19 protein-coding genes are annotated in these 18,505 nt (G+C 45.0%); 3 read left to right on the top strand and 16 right to left on the bottom strand.

The genetic code is table 11. The annotated features are described in order from the left end of the window. Positions 1-102: 102 nt before the first annotated feature. The 11 genes from NC796_RS10600 to speD all read right to left on the bottom strand — a co-directional run bounded on the left by NC796_RS10600 (position 103) and on the right by speD (position 9,950). Positions 103-1,869: a response regulator gene (locus NC796_RS10600; protein WP_310684372.1), complete on the bottom strand. Its 1,767-nt coding sequence runs from the start codon at positions 1,867-1,869 to the stop codon at positions 103-105. 157 nt (positions 1,870-2,026) lie between these two features. Further along, positions 2,027-3,046, bottom strand: a complete 1,020-nt coding sequence (locus NC796_RS10595; protein WP_310684371.1) for an LD-carboxypeptidase — start codon at positions 3,044-3,046, stop codon at positions 2,027-2,029. A 4-nt stretch (positions 3,047-3,050) separates the two neighbouring features. Then, positions 3,051-3,641 carry a nicotinate (nicotinamide) nucleotide adenylyltransferase gene (gene nadD, locus NC796_RS10590; RefSeq protein ID WP_310684370.1) on the bottom strand — a complete coding sequence of 197 codons (591 nt, stop codon included), beginning with the start codon at positions 3,639-3,641 and terminating at the stop codon, positions 3,051-3,053. Positions 3,642-3,644: 3 nt separating this feature from the next. Then, positions 3,645-4,523: an outer membrane protein assembly factor BamD gene (locus NC796_RS10585; protein ID WP_310684369.1), complete on the bottom strand. Its 879-nt coding sequence runs from the start codon at positions 4,521-4,523 to the stop codon at positions 3,645-3,647. 11 nt (positions 4,524-4,534) lie between these two features. Beyond that, on the bottom strand, positions 4,535-5,530 hold the full coding sequence (locus tag NC796_RS10580) for a polyprenyl synthetase family protein (protein WP_310684368.1): 996 nt from the start codon (positions 5,528-5,530) through the stop codon (positions 4,535-4,537). Positions 5,531-5,599: 69 nt separating this feature from the next. Then, positions 5,600-6,634, bottom strand: a complete 1,035-nt coding sequence (gene fni, locus NC796_RS10575) for a type 2 isopentenyl-diphosphate Delta-isomerase (RefSeq protein ID WP_310684367.1) — start codon at positions 6,632-6,634, stop codon at positions 5,600-5,602. 2 nt (positions 6,635-6,636) lie between these two features. Further along, the gene (locus NC796_RS10570; protein WP_310684366.1) at positions 6,637-7,164 is read right to left on the bottom strand and encodes a GNAT family N-acetyltransferase; all 528 of its coding nucleotides are present in this window, start codon (positions 7,162-7,164) and stop codon (positions 6,637-6,639) included. A 72-nt stretch (positions 7,165-7,236) separates the two neighbouring features. Next, a complete protein-coding gene (locus NC796_RS10565) occupies positions 7,237-7,980 on the bottom strand; it encodes an SDR family oxidoreductase (protein WP_310684365.1) in 744 nt (247 codons plus the stop codon). 81 nt (positions 7,981-8,061) lie between these two features. Next, on the bottom strand, positions 8,062-8,910 hold the full coding sequence (speE, locus tag NC796_RS10560) for a polyamine aminopropyltransferase (RefSeq protein ID WP_310684364.1): 849 nt from the start codon (positions 8,908-8,910) through the stop codon (positions 8,062-8,064). A 116-nt stretch (positions 8,911-9,026) separates the two neighbouring features. Further along, on the bottom strand, positions 9,027-9,539 hold the full coding sequence (locus NC796_RS10555; RefSeq protein ID WP_310684363.1) for a pyruvoyl-dependent arginine decarboxylase: 513 nt from the start codon (positions 9,537-9,539) through the stop codon (positions 9,027-9,029). 6 nt (positions 9,540-9,545) lie between these two features. Beyond that, positions 9,546-9,950 carry an adenosylmethionine decarboxylase gene (gene speD, locus NC796_RS10550; protein ID WP_310684362.1) on the bottom strand — a complete coding sequence of 135 codons (405 nt, stop codon included), beginning with the start codon at positions 9,948-9,950 and terminating at the stop codon, positions 9,546-9,548. Positions 9,951-10,253: 303 nt separating this feature from the next. Here speD and NC796_RS10545 point away from each other — a divergent pair, with 303 nt between their 5' ends. Next, positions 10,254-12,242, top strand: a complete 1,989-nt coding sequence (locus NC796_RS10545) for a thiamine pyrophosphate-dependent enzyme (RefSeq protein ID WP_310684361.1) — start codon at positions 10,254-10,256, stop codon at positions 12,240-12,242. A 37-nt stretch (positions 12,243-12,279) separates the two neighbouring features. On the opposite strand, the gene NC796_RS10540 is transcribed toward NC796_RS10545, so the two are convergent. Together NC796_RS10540 and NC796_RS10535 are read right to left on the bottom strand one after the other, a co-directional pair. After that, positions 12,280-12,558, bottom strand: a complete 279-nt coding sequence (locus NC796_RS10540) for a zf-HC2 domain-containing protein (protein ID WP_310684360.1) — start codon at positions 12,556-12,558, stop codon at positions 12,280-12,282. Between the two features lie 133 nt (positions 12,559-12,691). Next, positions 12,692-13,279: an ankyrin repeat domain-containing protein gene (locus NC796_RS10535; protein ID WP_310684359.1), complete on the bottom strand. Its 588-nt coding sequence runs from the start codon at positions 13,277-13,279 to the stop codon at positions 12,692-12,694. 347 nt (positions 13,280-13,626) lie between these two features. On the opposite strand from NC796_RS10535, the gene NC796_RS10530 reads away from it, so the two are divergent. After that, on the top strand, positions 13,627-14,604 hold the full coding sequence (locus NC796_RS10530) for a carbohydrate kinase family protein (RefSeq protein ID WP_310684358.1): 978 nt from the start codon (positions 13,627-13,629) through the stop codon (positions 14,602-14,604). Beyond that, positions 14,588-15,406: a class II fructose-bisphosphate aldolase gene (locus tag NC796_RS10525; RefSeq protein ID WP_310684357.1), complete on the top strand. Its 819-nt coding sequence runs from the start codon at positions 14,588-14,590 to the stop codon at positions 15,404-15,406. The genes NC796_RS10530 and NC796_RS10525 overlap by 17 nt, the downstream gene beginning before the upstream one ends. Positions 15,407-15,414: 8 nt before the next feature. On the opposite strand, the gene agaR is transcribed toward NC796_RS10525, so the two are convergent. The 3 genes from agaR to holA all read right to left on the bottom strand — a co-directional run bounded on the left by agaR (position 15,415) and on the right by holA (position 18,340). Continuing rightward, on the bottom strand, positions 15,415-16,179 hold the full coding sequence (gene agaR / locus NC796_RS10520) for a transcriptional repressor AgaR (protein WP_310684356.1): 765 nt from the start codon (positions 16,177-16,179) through the stop codon (positions 15,415-15,417). Positions 16,180-16,572: 393 nt separating this feature from the next. Then, positions 16,573-17,199, bottom strand: coding sequence for a sigma-70 family RNA polymerase sigma factor (locus tag NC796_RS10515; RefSeq protein ID WP_310684355.1), 627 nt, complete (start codon positions 17,197-17,199; stop codon positions 16,573-16,575). A 76-nt stretch (positions 17,200-17,275) separates the two neighbouring features. After that, complete coding sequence (gene holA / locus NC796_RS10510; RefSeq protein WP_310684354.1) at positions 17,276-18,340, bottom strand: DNA polymerase III subunit delta; 1,065 nt, start codon at positions 18,338-18,340, stop codon at positions 17,276-17,278. Between the last annotated feature and the right edge of the window lie 165 nt (positions 18,341-18,505).

The raw sequence follows: 18,505 nt of genomic DNA, 5'->3' as shown, positions 1-18,505 counted from the left end.
ATTTAAAGTCTTTGATACATGTTGTACATTCCAGACAAGCCAACCTAAACTGGTGTCTTCACATCCCCTTTTAACAGCATAACGGATTAAGAGGGGAATAAGCTAAACGGTGTTGAACTGATCTGACTTCGCATCCAACAGCAAGTCGACAAGCTGCTCTTTTTTGATCGGTTTCGGCACATAACCATCCATTCCAGCTTCCAGGCAAGCCTCTTTATCACCCTGCATTGCACTGGCGGTAAGCGCTATAATCGGAATGCGATCCCCCGTCACCTCTTCCAGCTTTCTAATAGCACGAGTTGCTTCATAACCATCCATCTCCGGCATGTGAACATCCATTAGCACAATGTCGAAACGGTCTTTTTCTACCGCTTTAACAGCGTCCCGGCCATTGTCAACCAAGGTAACATTGAAGCCTTCTCGCTCGAGCATTTTTTGAGCAACAACCTGGTTGATCTTGTTGTCTTCCGCTACCAGTATATCCAGTTTACCCAGTGGATCCATCTTATCTATATTTTGTTCATCACTGTTTGGAGACACCGTCTCCTCGTTATTTTTGTCAAACTTTTTGAGCGTTAGGGAAGCCCAAAACTTTGAGCCTTTTCCCGGTTCACTTTGGACCCCGACTTCTCCACCCATTAGATTGGCTAATTTTTTACATATGGCCAGACCGAGTCCTGTACCACCAAATTTTCTAGTGGTGGAGGTATCTGCCTGTGAAAAAGGTTCGAAGAGCTTATCCTGGTTTTCTTCCGAAATTCCAATGCCGGTATCGCTCACCGTTAGCTGTATGACGGCTTCATCTTCATTGTCAACCATCATGTCTACCCCGAGGTTTATTTGCCCCTCTTCAGTGAATTTGACAGCGTTGGAGCCATAATTGAGCAGTATTTGCCGGATACGAGTCGGATCCCCAAGCAGTTGTTCTGATATCTCATCATCAATAGAATAATTGATATCGACATTCCCGCTTGCAGAAATAGATAAAATTTTAGCAACATTTTTTACGATCTCCTTGAGATTCAGCGGTATTTCCTCCATCTGCATCTTACCGGACTCAATTTTAGTCAGATCAAGAATATCGTTGATAATTTGCATCAGTGATTCAGCACTGCTTTTTACCATCCGGGAGAGCTCACGCTGCTCATTGGTAAGATCACTCTCCAGCAACATGTCATTCATCCCGATAACCCCATTCATCGGCGTTCGGATTTCATGACTCACATTAGCCAAAAACTCACTCTTGGCGGCCGAAGCCTCCTCCGCCTTTTCTTTCATTTTTTTAAAATCTTTAACAAGCAGATTTAACTGCTGTGTCCGCTGATCTACCTCTTTTTCCAGGTTTTCAGTGTATTGAATAGCCTCTTGCTGGAGCTGCCACTTGGTGGTAAGGGTCAGGGCCGTCTGTTTTAAAGCCGTGGCATCAAATGGCTTTTTCATGAAAAGGAGTTTGTCAGAATTACCCAGGCTCTCAATAATTTGATCCCATGAATAATCCGAGTAGGCAGTACAGATAACCATTTCTATATATGGGTATTTGGCCCATATTTTTTGAATTGTCTGCACCCCGTCCATACCAGGAGGCATTCGCACATCCATGAAAATCAACGAATAGGGATACCCGTTGCTTTCAGCTTTCTGGACCATTTCGATCGCCTCTTCCCCCTGGTAGGCATGATCGATATCGTACATCACAAAGTTGCCTGAGTTCTTCTCCTTTTCCGGGGAATCAGCATCTCCAAAAAGCTCTGACTCCATGTCCAGCAGATCTTCATCGATTTCTTCTTCCCCGTTCAAAATCGAAACGATGTCACTGTGTATCGATTCATTATCATCGACCAAAAGCACATGTCTGTTTTTTCCCATCATAGCAGTAGTCTGTGTTATTGCTGATACCTTGACAAGCCCCATACTTCTATCACTCCTCAACCCAACCAAAGGTATCAATTTTTATCATTATTAAAAACTTTTAATGATTTATAAACTATATTTTAGCCATAGGATAGGAAGGGTAGCAAATTGGCTTTTAAATGACCGCAGATTCAGAGAAGGAAACCTCTCCTTTGTCGGCATCAAAAGTGGCGGGAAGTCCTACAGGGAGAGTAAACATTTCATCAATATGTCCAATCATTGCCCCTCGGATGGCGGGTATATCATATGGACGTAGATGGTCATTCAGGACCTCATCCAATGATAAGCTGTATTTTGTACTGGGTTCACAATTTGTGCACTGTCCAAAATAAAGGCCGTTAATACGATCAAATACTCCATTGAGTTTTAGCTGGGTCAACATACGGTCAATGCGATAGACATCTTCCCCAACATCTTCCAGGAACAATATGGCGCCTTCAAAATCCGGGAGGTAGCCGGAACCTAACATAGATGTTAGAACGGTGAGATTTCCTCCCAACAACGGGCCTTCGGTTTTACCGGGCGCAATAGTTATATGCCGCCGGTTATGGGGATTACTCAACAAAAAGGGGGTGGCCTCCATTACAGCGGACTGAAAATAACGGAAGGTGAAATTGTTCCAATCTGACTTGCCGACGGGTCCATGAAAGGTGATGAGACCGGTCTTTGCATAGACAGCGAGTAAAAGCGAAGTAATATCACTAAAGCCGATTAACGGCTTGGGATTCTCTTGAATGGTTTTGAAATCGATATATTCCAAAATACGGTTTGCGCCCCAACCACCGCGAAACGGGATAATTGCGTCAATGGCGGGATCCTTAAACATGGCATTCAGATCGGCCGCTCGTTCTATGTCAGCTCCGGCAAAATATCCATAGCGGCTTTTCGCATGTGCCCCGATTTTAACGTTGAACCCCAGCTCCTTTATCGTGCTTGCAATCTCCTTGTATCGTTCCCGCTCAGGCAGAATACTGGCAGGGCTTACCAATCCGATGGTATCGCCCTTCTTGAGACGCTGCGGTTTTAAAATATCTGGGCTAAGGATAGTTTCATTTTTGCCCCTTTTCACCGATCTTATCACGGGCGAAACAAATCCTGCAAGTCCCAGATATTTCAAAAAAGAAGTTCGGTTCATTATACTAATTTTTGTACAAGCCGTTATCCCGGATATACTGAAGGACTTCGGGTGGAACCTGATCCTGTAATCCTTCCCCGTTCTTTTGCAATTCCTTCCTTACCTCAGTGGCCGAAATATTTACCGGTGTATGCTCAACAAATTGAGTATTCTGCAAAAACTTTTCACTTACATCACGCCCATCTGCTTCGGGGCGCTCAGCAACCAGTAGGTCAGTCTGTCCTGCGATCTTTTCGGCCCGGTACCAATTTTTAAAATCAGCAAGTGAGTCTCCGCCGATGCAGAGATAAAATTTATTGTCAGGGTATTTTTGCTTGAGATACTGAAGGGTATGAATCGTGTAGGAAGGCAGCGGCAGTTTTTCTTCTATATCACTAATCTTAATATTCTCATCATTTGAAAATACCAGTTCAAGCATCTTCTTTCGGTGGTCAAAACTGGTAATCTCCTTGTCCGTTTTGTGCGGTGGGCTGGGAGACGGCAGAATCCACATCTCATCTATCAACCCGGATTTTATGAAAGATCTGACAATGGAAATATGACCATTGTGAACAGGATCAAATGTGCCGCCAAAAATACCTACACGAGTAGACATAAGCTATCGTTCATTCCTGGGCGTATTGCTTGCGGTAGTCGTGCTCGTTGAACTACTGTCGGGAGATGAGGTGTCCCGAAACTGGGCTAACGCCACCCGAGCTTCATCGACATACTCTTCAGCCTGGGATCGGTGCTCTCCATTGGGAAAAAGCTGAAGATACTTTTCGTAGCTAGCCACCGCTTTTTGATATCGCTCTTCCTGCTTGTTGCTGACGCTATTTTCCGCATACACATTGTAGGCATTGATTTGATCGACGAGGGCCCGTTCCGCCCACTGAGTTTCAGGATACTGATCGATGGTGAGCCCGTAGTAAATTGCCGCAGCTTCATATTCATCGATGCGCATGTAGAGGTCAGCGGCGTTATAGATCTTGCGCGCCAGTTTCTCCCGCAACTCGTCCTCATATTTGGCGATCTCTTGTAACCTTTCTGAGTTGGGATGATTAGAAACAAACAGGTTAAACTTTTCAAGTGCCCTTCGAGTATACTTTTGATCCAGCCTGTACCGGGGGCTTAACTTGTAGTAGCAATAGGCTTCTTTGAACTCAACCTCTTCAGATTTGTCCGAACGGGGATAGAGGGAAGAATACCGCTCATACTCCGAAGCAGCCATCAGGTAGTTTTTATTGTTGAAATGCGATTCTGCCAGGAAGTACTGCGCGTTCCGGGCATATTCCGTTCCCCGGCCCAGGCTGAACACCGTTTCAAATGCCTTGACAGCTTCTGAATAATCCCCCTCCTGGAAAAGTCGCATTGACTTTCGGTAGGCTTCTGGTAATGAATCCCCACGCTGTATGTAGTTGTCTTTAGAACAGGATGTAAATACAAAAGCAGCAATCAGAATAATGACCGTAAAAAGTCGTGTCGAGCTAAGATCCATATGTAATATTATTAGAATTCTCTGTTTTTCAGTTTATTAAAATAATTTATGAGGTCGGTTTTATAATCAGATTCGGGGAATTGATCAAGCAGTTCCATTGACTTGGCATAGTGTTTTTCAATGGCATTATTTGTTTTTTCCACAATTCCCAACTCTTCATAGAGGTCTATAACCTCCGTTACCTTTTCAGTGGCGATGTCTTGAGCAGCCAGTACATTGTTAATAAACGTTTTCTGCTCTTTGTTTCCCTGTTGTAACGCAAGAATAGACAAATATGTTTTCTTGCCTTCAATAATATCTCCGCCCGGCGTTTTCCCAAATTTTTTGGGATCCGCTATAACATCCAAAAGGTCATCCTGTATTTGAAACGCTGTGCCCGCCTGCTGTCCTATTCTGCGCAAAAGTTCCAGCTTTTCTGCATCAACGTCAGCCACGGCGCCTCCAAGCATCAGGGAACCACTGATCAGGGCGGCCGTTTTTCCCCGGATCATCTTCAGGTATTCATCAATTGTAACATCTGTTCTTGCTGCATATTCCAGGTCAAAAGCCTGGCCTTCACATACTGTCCTGGCCGCTTCCAGGAAAATATCCATAATCGTAGCGTACTGCTTTTTGCTGTAGCGGGCAGATTTACCATAATGCTGAAGCTGTTCAAAAGAGTGGGCAAACATGACATCACCTGAAAGTATAGCGGTCGATGAATTCCATTTTTTAAACACACTTGGTTGCCCGCGGCGGGTGTCAGCGGCATCCATGATATCGTCGTGCAGCAGCGTAAAATTATGAAGTAGTTCAATAGCCAATGCGGCGGGGACGGCTTCTTGCACCTCTCCTCCACACATGCCACAGCTTATCAGCGTAAAATAGGGACGCAGGCGCTTGCCACCCAAATCCAGCGTATAACGCACCGGCTCATAGAGCTGGCCGGGTTCTTCCGGAAGGTTTAAATCAGCAAGCTCCCGGTTTATCAGTTCAGAAAGATTTTGATGTTTGAGTGTGCTCTTCAAAAAATATGAATTTGGCTAATTTTTGCAGATGCAAATATAAGGAATTTAAAGCAGGATGTAATAGAAGAATCAAGAATGGATTAGCTTATCTTTCGTCAATAAATTAACGTTTTTAGTACCTGTCAATGTGAGTATCACTTTTGCCTGATATTTCCATCGCTCAAAAAGTGCTTCCAAACCTTCGTATCCATCGTTGACAATGCTTTTAATGACAGGCTGGGCTGCTGCTCCAAAATCAGCGCCCAGGCATACGGACTTCAACAGGTCAAAACTGCTGCGAATTCCACCGGAAGCGATCAGCTCAAAATCGTATTCCTTCTTCAACTGGTTTACCTGCACCAGGCACTCGATAGTAGGGATGCCCCAGTCATTAAAGGCGGCATCTGGTTTTTGGTTCGTAGATCGCTCATTCTCCACTTTGGCCCAGCTCGTCCCCCCGGCACCGGCAATATCAATCACAGAGACTCCGGCATCAAGCAAGCGCCCGGCTACCTGCGCTGAAATACCCGCCCCGGTCTCTTTTACAATGACGGGTACCGGGCTCTCTTTGACAAGCTTCGCTATACCGGCCTCTACCCCTTTAAAGTTTCGATCCCCCTCGGGCTGCATCAGCTCTTGCAGGGGATTTAAGTGAACAATCACGGCATCGGCCTCAATGGAATCTATCAGCAGCTTCAATTCTTGTGATGACAGCCCTCCAATAAGCTGAGCTCCACCGATGTTGGACGCAATAAAGGCATTGGGCGCTTTTTCCCGGACAATAGCGTATGATGCCTTTTCAGATGGATTTTCCAGCATGGCTCGCTGACTGCCAACACCAAATGGAAGATTGTTAGCCTCACAAAACTCTGCGATGATGGCATTCACCGCACCGGCATCGGTATAGCCGCCGGTCATCGAAGAAATAAAAAGCGGGAAAGAGAATGTGTGCCCCAGCAGTTGCGCTTCGGTACTGACTCCATCAATATTGATCTCAGGCAGGGCATTGTGTAAAAAATCGAACTGTTCGAAACCGGCCGTCTTGTCGTAATCGACCTCCCCTGATACCGTAAGCTCAACGTGATCTTTCTTTCGCTGTTGAATGGTCATGTTCTGAGGGTCCACTGTTATTGATGGTTGTCAAAAGAGTTACCCAGCTGTTTTAATTTGGATCCGGCCACCTGGTAGACCGTCCATTCCTCTTTCTGCCGGGCACCCAGGCTTTCATAAAAACCGATAGCGCGCTCATTCCATTCCTGCACGGCCCACTCCAGGCGACCGCAGTCACGATGATTTGCCAGCCTTGCAAGGTAGGTCAAAAATATTTTGCCATAGCCTTTCCCGCGCAGTGGTTTTTTTACGTACAGATCTTCTAAATAAATACCGGGCTTCCCAACAAAGGTTGAAAAGTTATGGAAAAAAAGGGCAAAACCGGCCGGTTCCTCTTTTTCAAAACCTAAAATAACTTCAGCATAAGACCGATCTCCAAAAAGATTCTGCAGCAGCTGCTCTTCTGTCGACACCACCTCGTGCTCCAGGTTTTCATAATCGGCCAGGTCGCGTATAAATTTATGAATAAGCGGAACGTCCTGCCGGTTGGCAAATCGCAGTCTAAAATCGGGAAGTGAAGTCTCAATCCAGTTGTAGTCATCCATAAAGTCTATCCTCTTTTACTAATCGGGCGACATACATGCGAAGTTCGCCGCACCTATACAATTTGCTAATTTTCATATCATGTATGAACCGCCGTTAATATGAAATGTCGCACCGGTCATATGTTTTACTTTGCCCGAAACAAGGAAAGCGACCAGCTCGGCAACCTCTTCCGGGGATGTTATTTCATCAAAAGCCATTCCTTCCGTCAGGTATTCTTCTCCATATACCTCAATGGAATCCATTGCCATATCGGTTTTTATAAAACCTGGTGCTATGGAATATGCGGCAATCCCTTTTTTTCCAAAATCTCGGGCCACACTTTTGGTAAATGCCACCAGTCCCGCTTTTGAGGCCGCGTAGGAGGCATATTCCTGGGTATCACCCCGGTATGCTGCGCGCGAGGCAATATTGATCAGAAGCCCATCCCCCGTGTTGCTCCACCGATTCAATGCCCATTTCGACAGCAAGGCCGGAGTCCGTAAATTAATTTGTTGTGTCCGGTCCCAGTTATCCAGCCAGGAATTGTCCTCGATATCGAAATCGGCATCCTCAAAAATACCGGCATTATTTACCAGTACATTTGGAGCCTCTTCCTCTTGAAACAACACCTTTAATTTATTGATGAGATCCCCGGTTTGGGCCAGGTCAACATAAATGCCCCGAAAGGAGTCATGGTCGATGAAAGCTTTGGGAAACGAGGTGTTACGGGCCGTTCCAATAACGGCAGCCCCGTTGTCGAGCAACTTCCCGGTGATACTTTTGCCAATACCCCGTGAGGCTCCGGTCACCAACACCTTTTTATCCGAAAGATCCATAACTAATCACTTATTTGTGCCTGAAGATATCAGGCTGGCCGTGCTTGAAGAATTAGTACAAAGCTGAAACCATCAATTTCATCAAATTATTTCCTGCACAAAATTGGGCAATGCAAAAGATCCAATATGAACATCCTTGTTATAATATTTTAGCTCATCTCCAAATCGATCCATCCCCTTTTCTACACGACGAATTGTGGATTCCTCAAGTGGGTCCACCCCCTTGCTGGCAAAACTAAAAGACCACATTCCCGCCGGGTATAGGGGGATATAGGCAAGATACATTCGCGAACGGGAATATATTGTGGACAAAGCGGTAAATATTTTTTCCATACTGGGATGGTAGGACTCTATCCAGGGACTTTCAGTCTGAGCTACCAGCACTCCATCTGTGGCAAGAGCCTCGTGGCATGACCTGATGAAGCCATGTTCAAACAGCCCCTCCGCAGGTCCCACCGGGTCTGAACCATCGATAATGATGACGTCGTAGGATCTCTTCACATCTTTAACAAACTGGATACCGTCTTCAAACAGTACATTGAGTTTCGGATTATTCCAGTCGCCCACTTCGGGCAAAAACTCTTTGGAAGCCCGAACAACAGCCTCATCAATCTCCACCATATCAACCTGGCGAACCGAATCATGGCGCATCACTTCGCGAGCGGTCCCCCCGTCACCGCCCCCAATTATCAGCACGCGTTCGGGCTCGGGATGGCTAAATAGGCCGACATGAACAAGCATTTCATGGTAGACAAACTCATCCTTTTCTGAGAGCATCACCATTCCATCAATCGTCATCAGGTTACCCCAGGTGTCGGTTGAAAACACTTCGACTTTTTGATATTCAGTCTGCTCAGAAAACAGGACCTCATTGACACCTACCGTGAGCCCTGTTTTGCCGTTGTAATATTCGTTGTAGCTTGTTGGCACAGTTGTTCGTTGGTTTAAATTCGATAAAATTCAGTGAATGGAGGCCTTTTGATTTATCTGTCAGCATTCCTATAAAAGTATTGGGATCATGAGCGGACGGCTTCAGCTATTCGCTTTTATTCGTACCACAGAACCGCGGCCGCAAAAGTAGAACCACAAGTTTCCACTTTGTGCTCAATCCCGATCGACTTGATCTCTTTCAGTGCCCTATTACGATAATCGAATGCGTCAATAACCATTTGTTGAACAATATCTTCCACATTTTCGAGCTTGCTGTGGTCTTCAAACTCCATAATAACCCCCGGCTCAGAGTCATCTTCTGGAATACCGACCGCTATGGCTGAGGATATATACCGACCCGGCGTTGTGGAATCAATGGTAGCGTATGCCAGGGGTATCAAGCCACCTTTGGGGAGGTCGAGATCATCAATCGTTCGCTGCTGTGCCCCGGGTGGCAAAATGCTGCTCATCCGGATAAGGTTGGTATCACCGACACCGGCATTCAGCAAAGCATTGTCGAATGCATTGAGGCGGGTACGTCCTTCCGAAGCCCCTTTTACAAGGCAAAACACATTAGGCGTCTTAACCATTAATTGTTCAGCAATATTCAATTCAGAAGGTTCTTCCATGACAAACTAATTTTCAGTCAAATTTTCTTGTGGTTTAAAAAGCAGCCGATCACCGGGATTCACTCTAAACATACCCCGTTTCATTTCCATGCTGGAGGTATTATTCGATTCCAGCGATTCTTTTAAGTATTCCTGTATAATCCATGGATCTATGCTATCACCACAGGTAAAAATATCCACTGCTGCATAATTGTATTCTGGCCATGTGTGAATGGCTACGTGAGATTCTGCAATAACAATAACACCGCTCACGCCATAGGGGCTAAATTTATGGAAATTATGTGTAATGATTGTTGCTTTTGACGCTTTCGTAGCTTCTATAAATGCAGACTCGATGAAATCGACGTCATTTAGTTTTTCCTGATTACAATCATAATATTCAACCAAAATTTGACGACCAAGTGCTTCCATTTAGATGAAATTCCTTTCAAATTATAAACTACAGTCTCCCAAAAATAAAAATGCGACCGAAAATTTCATGGATGGTAACGTCTTGTTCCAATGAATTCGAGCCGCATTTACAACAAAGTACTGCAATGCCTGTATCTTGCATTTTAGTTATGTGATGCAACGCAAAAAACAAGCGTATAATTCAGTGATACCGTTTCGTTTGTTATTCATTCTGTTCATATTTGGGCGGGGAAGTAAACCTTGTAAATCCACCCGAATTGTAATAAATCGGCTTTCAAATTACAGAATTTTTTTATCAAATAAATGATCCATCCCACAAAAAATATATCAAAAGAACAGGCGGTTAACCTATATAAAAAACTACTGCTTCCGCGACGTATTGAAGAACGTATGATCAACCTGTTGCGGCAGGGAAAAATCAGCAAATGGTTCTCTGGTATCGGGCAAGAGGCTATTTCTGTGGGTGTGACTGCTATGCTTAAAGACAAAGACTACCTGCTGCCCATGCACCGGAACCTGGGACTTTTTACCACACGAGGTGTCGACCTTTACCGCCTTTTTTGCCAGCTTTTGGGGAAAGCTGATGGATTTACCAACGGTCGGGACCGCTCGTTTCATTTTGGATCTATGGAGCACCGGATTGTCGGGATGATCTCGCACCTGGCGGCAACGATGCCAATTGGGGATGGACTCGCACTGGCTGCTAAAATGAAGGGTACTGACCAGGTGGTTTGCAGTTTTTGCGGTGATGGTGGCACCAGTGAAGGCGACTTCCATGAAGCACTTAACCTCGCTGCAGTCTGGGAATTGCCCATCATCTTTGTAATCGAAAATAACGGCTACGCTCTCTCAACCCCTACCTCAGAGCAGTACGCCTGCCAGCACCTTCTGAATCGTGCTATCGGGTATGGGCTTGCAGGACTAAAGGTAGATGGCAACAACATTTTTAACGTGATGGACGAGATGGAGGAAGCTCGCAAAACTGCATCGCGGGGACAACCGGTACTTATAGAGGCCAAAACATTTCGGATGCGGGGACATGAGGAGGCTTCGGGAACCGATTACATCCCGGACAATCTTTTTGAAGAATGGGAGCAGCGCGACCCGGTTTTGCAACTCAAAGAGTGGATGAAGGATAAAGAGCTGGTCTCAGGTGAAGAGGAATTTACTGCAATCACAGATGAAGTAGATCAACTTTTTGAGCCTGCTCTTCAACGCGCCCTGGCAGCGGAAGATCCTGAGTTTGATGAGCAGAAAGAAACCTCATCCGTTTATGGTTCCGCAGAAATAACAGGTAGTCCTCTCCCCTCTGATATCCTGAAATCGGAAAAACGGTTTGTTGATGCGATTAGCTCTTCACTGCGACAAGCGTTTGAGGAAGATGAATCGTATCTCATGCTCGGACAGGATATTGCTGAATACGGGGGCGTGTTTAAGGTGACGGAAGGGTTTGTCGAGCAGTTCGGGAAAGATCGCATCCGAAATACGCCGATCATTGAATCTGGAGCTATTGGTACAGCCATTGGGCTGGCCTTAGAGGGGTTCAAACCTGTTGTTGAGATGCAATTCGCCGACTTCATTTCATGCGGATTCAACCAGGTGATCAACAACCTGGCAAAAAGCCATTATCGCTGGACACCTCCGCTCAACGTCACGATCCGTGCTCCCCATGGAGCGGGGGTCGGGGCCGGGCCGTTCCACTCACAATCACCGGAAGGCTGGTTTATGCAGCATCCCGGTCTTAAAATTGTGGTGCCGTCTACGGTTGAAGATGCCCAAAACTTACTTTACAGCGCCCTGAAAGATCCCAACCCGGTACTCTTCTTTGAGCATAAAAAAATGTATCGAAGTCTTAAAGAAGAAACGCCCGATCGTGCAGTTGCAGAAAAATTGGGCAAGGCGGTTGTCCGCCGAGAAGGAACTGATGCAACGGTTATAACCTATGGACTGGGCGTTCAGTGGGCGAAAGGGCTTGCAGAAAAATTTTCTGAAAATGGCACTCAAATAGAAATTCTGGATCTGCGTTGCCTGCAACCGCTCGATATGAAATCCATTGAGCGATCTGTTAATAAGACTAATAGAATATTGCTGCTGCAGGAGCCTTCACTAACTATGGGTCCCATGAGTGAGATTTCTGCCCTGATAACAGAACATTATTTTGAGAAATTGGATGCGCCCGTGATTCGCTGCTCCTCTTTGGATATGCCGATACCTTACAATAAAAAACTGGAGCAGGGCTATTTAGCCTCCCACAGGCTGGAAGAAAGAATGAGACAGTTATTACAGTATTAGAAAGGATGAATTACAAAACCTGGAAAACTGCTACTATCTAGTTGACGATATCTGATTTGCTGCTTCTCTTAAGCTTCTCAAGCGCAATTCTTTTGGCAAATTCAATCTCCAGGTTGTTCCACGCATTGAGTTTGTTTGCCATCCAGTTGAGCGCCTGCTTTCCTTTCATAGCTTTTTGGGCAAACTCTCTCTCCTTTTGATTTTCGTCCAAATACTCCTCAAACACTTCGCATTCACTTTTATTCAGATTTCCATCCAGGTAATCTGATAAATATTCATTTAAAATTTTGTCGCCATCAAAAGCCGTTGAATCCATAATGGAAAGGAGTATATGTTTAAGGTTACATCATGTTACAACTACATTCACTACACTTTGTTCCAATTAGATCCCAGTTGTTTGATTAGAGATTCCTAATCTAAATTCAATAGGCAAGAAAAACTACCCACCGCTACTTGGCATCCTGTAACAGTGAGACTACTCTCATGTGGTTATTGTTCCGGGCAAAATCAATGGCCCGGTCACCATCTTTATCCTGCAGCTGAGCGTTGGCATTGTAAGAGAGCAAGGTTTCCACCACTTCGGCATGTCCTCCGGCTGCGGCAAACATCAGGGCTGACCAACCTTCGACCTCATCTACGACGTCCGGATCGGCATCCCACTCCAGCAATAGCTCCACCGTTTCGGCATAAGGGCCACTGGCAGCAAAAATAAGCGGGGTGCGTCCCTCGGCGTTTCGAACTTCAGTTTGTGCGCCCTTTTCAAGTAGAAGCCTGGCTACATCAGTATGGCCATTAAATGAAGCAAGCATTAAGGCTGTTCGCCCCGCATCATCTGCTGCATTTACATCAATTCCCTGGTCAACGGTTTTTTGAACTTCCAACAACTTTCCCTGGAGTGCTGCACTCCGCATATACTGGGCATCGATAGCCGAATTCGCCTCCCTTGTATCCTCTTGTCGATTTGCCTCTTCTTCCGTTGAAGATTTCTTTTCTGGGTTACCACCGCATGAACTGGTCAACAGGATGACGATAATCAAAATAAATTTTTGACAAAGGGAATTGCATTTCGACTCCAAAAAGGTAACCATGAGGAAGTGACTAATTATTACTTCTACTAATGATGCATCCAGTTTATATGAAAAATCCAAGAAAAGAAAACCGGTATTCTTTCTAAAAAATTATTTCCGTATTCCGGTTCATTTGGATAATCTCTGGGACAACAGGTTATAAAACCATGTTCAAAAACACGATACTCCTTTCGTTTTCATTTCTATTGACTTACATTCACTTTCGATATATTTCTTTATACTGGAACTGAATATTTCCAACACCGCTATGGAAGCGATAAATAAAACTTTGTAATCGATAATATCATGTAAGTATTATGGCATTGAGTAACAGAAAGTGGGATTTACTGGTTGTTGGTGAGCTCAATATGGACCTGATACTCGATGAGGTCGAGTCGTTCCCCGAGTTGGAAAAAGAAAAAATTGCGGGCGATATGAACCTCACGCTCGGCAGCTCTTCTGCTATTTTTGCCAGTAACATTGCCCGGCTGGGAGCTAGAACAGGGTTTTGTGGCTTGGTTGGGGATGATGATTTTGGTACACAGATTATAAACCAACTCCAGGATTTTGGAATTGAGACGCTCTTTGTGAAACAGGACCCGCAGCAAAAAACCGGTTTGACAGCTATCATCAGGCTTGGCAATGAACGTGCCATGATCACTTTTCCCGGGGCAATGGCCAGCTTCTCCGCCAGTGATATCCCCGAACGGGTATGCCGGGAGGCACGGCACCTGCATATTTCTTCTATTTTTCTTCAGCCGGGGATTAGACAGGACCTCCAAAAAATTGTTAACAGGGCCAAGTCAAATGGCATGACTGTTTCCATTGATCCGCAGTGGGACCCCAAAGAACAGTGGAATATCGACTTGGATAAACTACTTCACCATATCGATTTTTTTCTTCCCAATGAAGCGGAGTTCCTGCAGCTTGCAGCCACTGAGACGGTAGAGCAAGGATTGAAAAAGTTTTATAAAGAAACCTCTGCAACGATTGTCGTCAAATGTGGAACGGAAGGTGCCGCATTTATTGAAGATAACAAGGTCCAAACCATTCCTGCTTTTATCAATAATGACCCAGTGGATGCCATCGGAGCAGGCGACAGCTTTAATGCGGGTTTTATCTTCCGGTTTTTGCAAGGGTATCCACTGGAAGAGTGTGTCACGTTTGGGAATTTGACTGGTTCTATTTCCACTACTCAAGCCGGTGGGACCGCAGCTATCACCAGTCTGGGAGAAGTCCTTAGAATTGCAAAAGACAAGTATTCAATCACTGATATAGATGAAATTACAAGATAAGTATGAGCAACTTGACCAAGCTAACAAAGCCCTGTTAGCGGTTAATTTTTACAATTTTGAGACGCTCTCTGCTGTCCTTAAAGCAGCGGCGAATCGGCAGGTACCAATCATTTTACAATCCACGAAACGCACCATCGAGTATCTCGGCCTGGAAGTGACCGCAAAACTGGCTCGTGCGGCTACCAGTCAATATGGTGTTGAGGCCTGGCTGCACCTGGATCATGCCCAGGACCCGGACCTAATACAACGCGCACTGGATGCGGGCTACGACTCGGTGATGATTGATGCCAGTGAAGAACCTATTGAGCAGAACCGGGAAATCACCCGGAAAGTGGTTGAAATGGCCAAACCCTATGGGGCAAGCGTAGAGGCCGAACTGGGTTATATCGCAAAGCTGGGCCAATCAAAAGATGAGGTCGCCTTCACCCAGCCCGATGAGGCTAGCCAGTTTGTGGAAGATACCGGGATCAACGCCCTGGCAGTAGCGATCGGGTCGGCGCACGGATTTTATGACAAGGAGCCCAACCTGGATATCGAACTGCTGGCAAAAATTCACAACACGACTCCTGCAGCGCTTGTTCTACACGGCGGCTCTGGAATTCCAGACACTCAAATCCAACAAGCTATTCGCAACGGCATCCGGAAAATCAATTTGGCAACCGAAGTCAAAAGCGGTTTCATGAATACACTGCGGGATATATTGGCGCAGTCCGACGGTATTGATCTGCGAAAAGAATTTCCGCCCGCAATCACTTACGTACAGGAGCTGTTGGAGAATAAAATTGCTGTAATATCGGAGTAGCTTGAGACCTACACCTTTACCACTTTGATATCCCTGTTTTTCAGTTTGACTTCAAAATCTTTCGGAATTTTATTGTCCGTGATAACCATTTCTATGGGATCTAAATCACAGATATAAGAAAAACTGTGGCGGCCAAATTTTGAGGAGTCCATCACCGCAATCACCTTGTTGGACCGCTCCACCATCAAACGATTCAGTTGCGCCTCCAGCGGATTCGATGTCGTAAGGCCATGTTCAAGGTCCATACCGTCTGCCCCAAGAAAGAGTTTGTCGAAATAATAATTCTGCATCGTTCGCTCTGCCTCTGGTCCCACCAGCGAGTACGATTTGTCTCGCAACACCCCACCAGTTAGCATTATTTTCAGGTCCGAGGAGCCAGCCAGTTCCAGTGCAATGTTTATGGCATTGGTCATTACCGTTAAATTTTTCTTCTCTTTAATCCGAAGGGCGATCTCCCGGGTGGTAGAACCGGAATCCAGAATAATAGCCTCCCCGTCTGTCACCAGGTCTGCCGCATATTCTCCAATCCTCCGCTTTTCTTCAACATTAATCTTTTTCTTTTCCTCAATAGAGGGATCTTTATACACATTGTTTAGTAACAGGGCACCGCCATATGTTCGGTGAATTAATCCTTTCTTTTCAAAAAAATCGAGATCATTTCGAATAGTAACTGTTGATACATCAAACTCTTCGCTCAACTCGTCAACCCGAACAGAGCCCTCACTCTGAATCTTTTGAATAATTTTATCTCGTCGCTCTACAGTCGATTTCATATAATATTGTATTAAATAATTTCCTTATGTTTTGCTTGAAAAAAATAGTAAAAAAAAGCCTTGTATGCTTCGTTTTGAAAGGACGATAAATTATCAGGTGATATCCCGCCCAAATAAAGTGCTACAAATACACTTATCTACAGGTCAGAGTTGTTCAGTACCCTTGAATTGCAATGCTGATAAAAAATGTAAACCGCTGGTTTTGTTTATAAGAATGGTTTAAATCTATCCGGGTTTTACTCTTGGTCTGTATAAAAATGAGCCATCAATATTGTTGGAACAGCTTAGCTCACGCCAGCATTTTAAGTGATCCCTTGACTAAAAAAAACAAAAAAGGAGCGTCCCCGGCAGGAACGCTCCTTCTTAAACAATTAATTTATTCGATGCCTGAATCTAATTTAATCCCGTTTGCACATTGGGCTCAGGATGAACATAGGATTCCAATAACTCCTGCAATTGTGCGCGGCCGCGGTTGATACGAGATTTAACCGTACCCATCGGGTTATCCGTCATTTCAGAAATCTCTTCATATGAAAGCTGTTGAATATCGCGCAATACAACGACCTCCCTGAAGTTTTCATTCAGTTCCATGAGTGCCTTTTCAAGCTGACTCATGCACATCTTTTCATGCAGGGAGTCGTCCTGCAGAATTCCGTCATCTTCCAGGTCAATCTTGCGATCCTCGGGATCATCCGGATCTTTGTGAATCGTCACGGTGGTCATGCGTTTCTTTTTCTTGTACAAACTCTTCGCAAGGTTAAGCGCAATTGTATACATCCATGTCGAAAATTTGGCAATACGTTCATAAGAGTGTCGACTGCGATATACTCTTAAAAATGTTTCCTGAACCAAATCTTCGCAATCTTGGTGATCATGAGTATACCGGTATAAAAAATTGTGTAAGCGATCTGTGTAACGTTTCACCAAGAGGTTAAATCCTTCTTCATAACCTGCTTGAAAATGTTCCATCAAATCTTCATCAGAGAATTCTTGGAGTTGATTTCTTGAAAGAGCTTCCATAGTCGGAATCCCGATATTTAAAGTTGCGATTCACTCTGTTAAAAGCGAAAACCAACATCCGTAATAAAACTTGGAATCAGTTGATTATTCGCTTAATCATCAGGAGAAGAATCGTCGTGGGATCCATGGATGAAAATCCTTTGGCAGCGCGATCAGCATCCAGCAGGGCTTCAAATACGCGTGGCATATCTTGAAGCTCGTATTTTGAAGCGTCTTGCCACAGTTTGTTAAAGTACCAGTTGTTACCGATACCCATTGCTTCCTGTATCTGACCTTTAGTGTTACCCTTGGTCGCAAGACGTCGTATCTGCCAGACATTTGAAAACACACTGTAAAAGAACCCCACGGTACGAATGATTTCTCCCGTGTCTGTCTTAGAGTGTTGCAACATCTGTTCCGCTATGAAAAGCGACTGCTCCAAATCACGTGAAAGGAGGGCATCCTTGAGCTCAATCGCCGAATACTCTCTATAAAGGCCGATTATTTCTTTTACGTCACTCTCTTCAATATTTTGAGAAGTGTCTACAAAAGTACACACTTTATCTATTTCTGTGGACACCAGCTGCAGGTTGCTGCCCACAAATTGTGCCAGCATCTGGGCCGCCCCGGGGGTTATCGTTTTGTTGTATTCCCGCTGGGTCCATTCAATAATCCAATCCGGAAGCCGGTAATCGGGAACCTCTTCGAACTGGTAGAATCCTACTTTTTTATTTTTTTGAATCGCCTTGCCAATCTTTGAGCGACCATGCGGCTTTTTTGAATCAAACATCACGAGCAGTGTTGTGGGATTTGGCTGCTCCAGGTATGGAATCAGGTCATTGACCGAACCGCCATTTCCATTCTCCGATACCGTTGGGCTACCCAGGCTCCCGAAGTCTCGCAGCACTACCACCCGGTATTCAGCCATCATGGGATAGCTGCGTATAATGGAAAGCAGTTTTTGTGGCGAAATATCCCGTCCATACAAAAGGTCAAAATTGAAGTCCTTGTTCTGCTCAGGGATAAGAGATTCCGTGGCCTTCTCCAGCCGATCCAGGAAAAACTCCTCTTCCCCACAGAAAAAATAGACAGGCTTGCGCTCTTTGCTCTTGAGCGCCTGCAGGGCTTCCTGGTAAATTTCTATGCTGGTGTTCTTTGCCATGGGCTGAAAATCTAAATTAGATCACCAAAATTCCATTTTTTTCGCTACATCATGCAAATCTTTAACAGAGTTTTTGAGTAGCCGTGAAAGAATCTATTTTAAATTACAATCTCCTCCCCTGCTCAGTTTGCGTGCGGGATGGATTATTCAGGATTCCTGGATTCC

Origin of the sequence: Aliifodinibius sp. S!AR15-10 (assembly GCF_031569985.1) — a bacterium.
In the GTDB taxonomy this organism is placed as follows: domain Bacteria; phylum Bacteroidota; class Rhodothermia; order Balneolales; family Balneolaceae; genus JAMQKA01.
The sequence above is the reverse complement of the archived record's forward strand: the minus strand, read 5'-3'. Positions and strand labels throughout refer to the sequence as shown.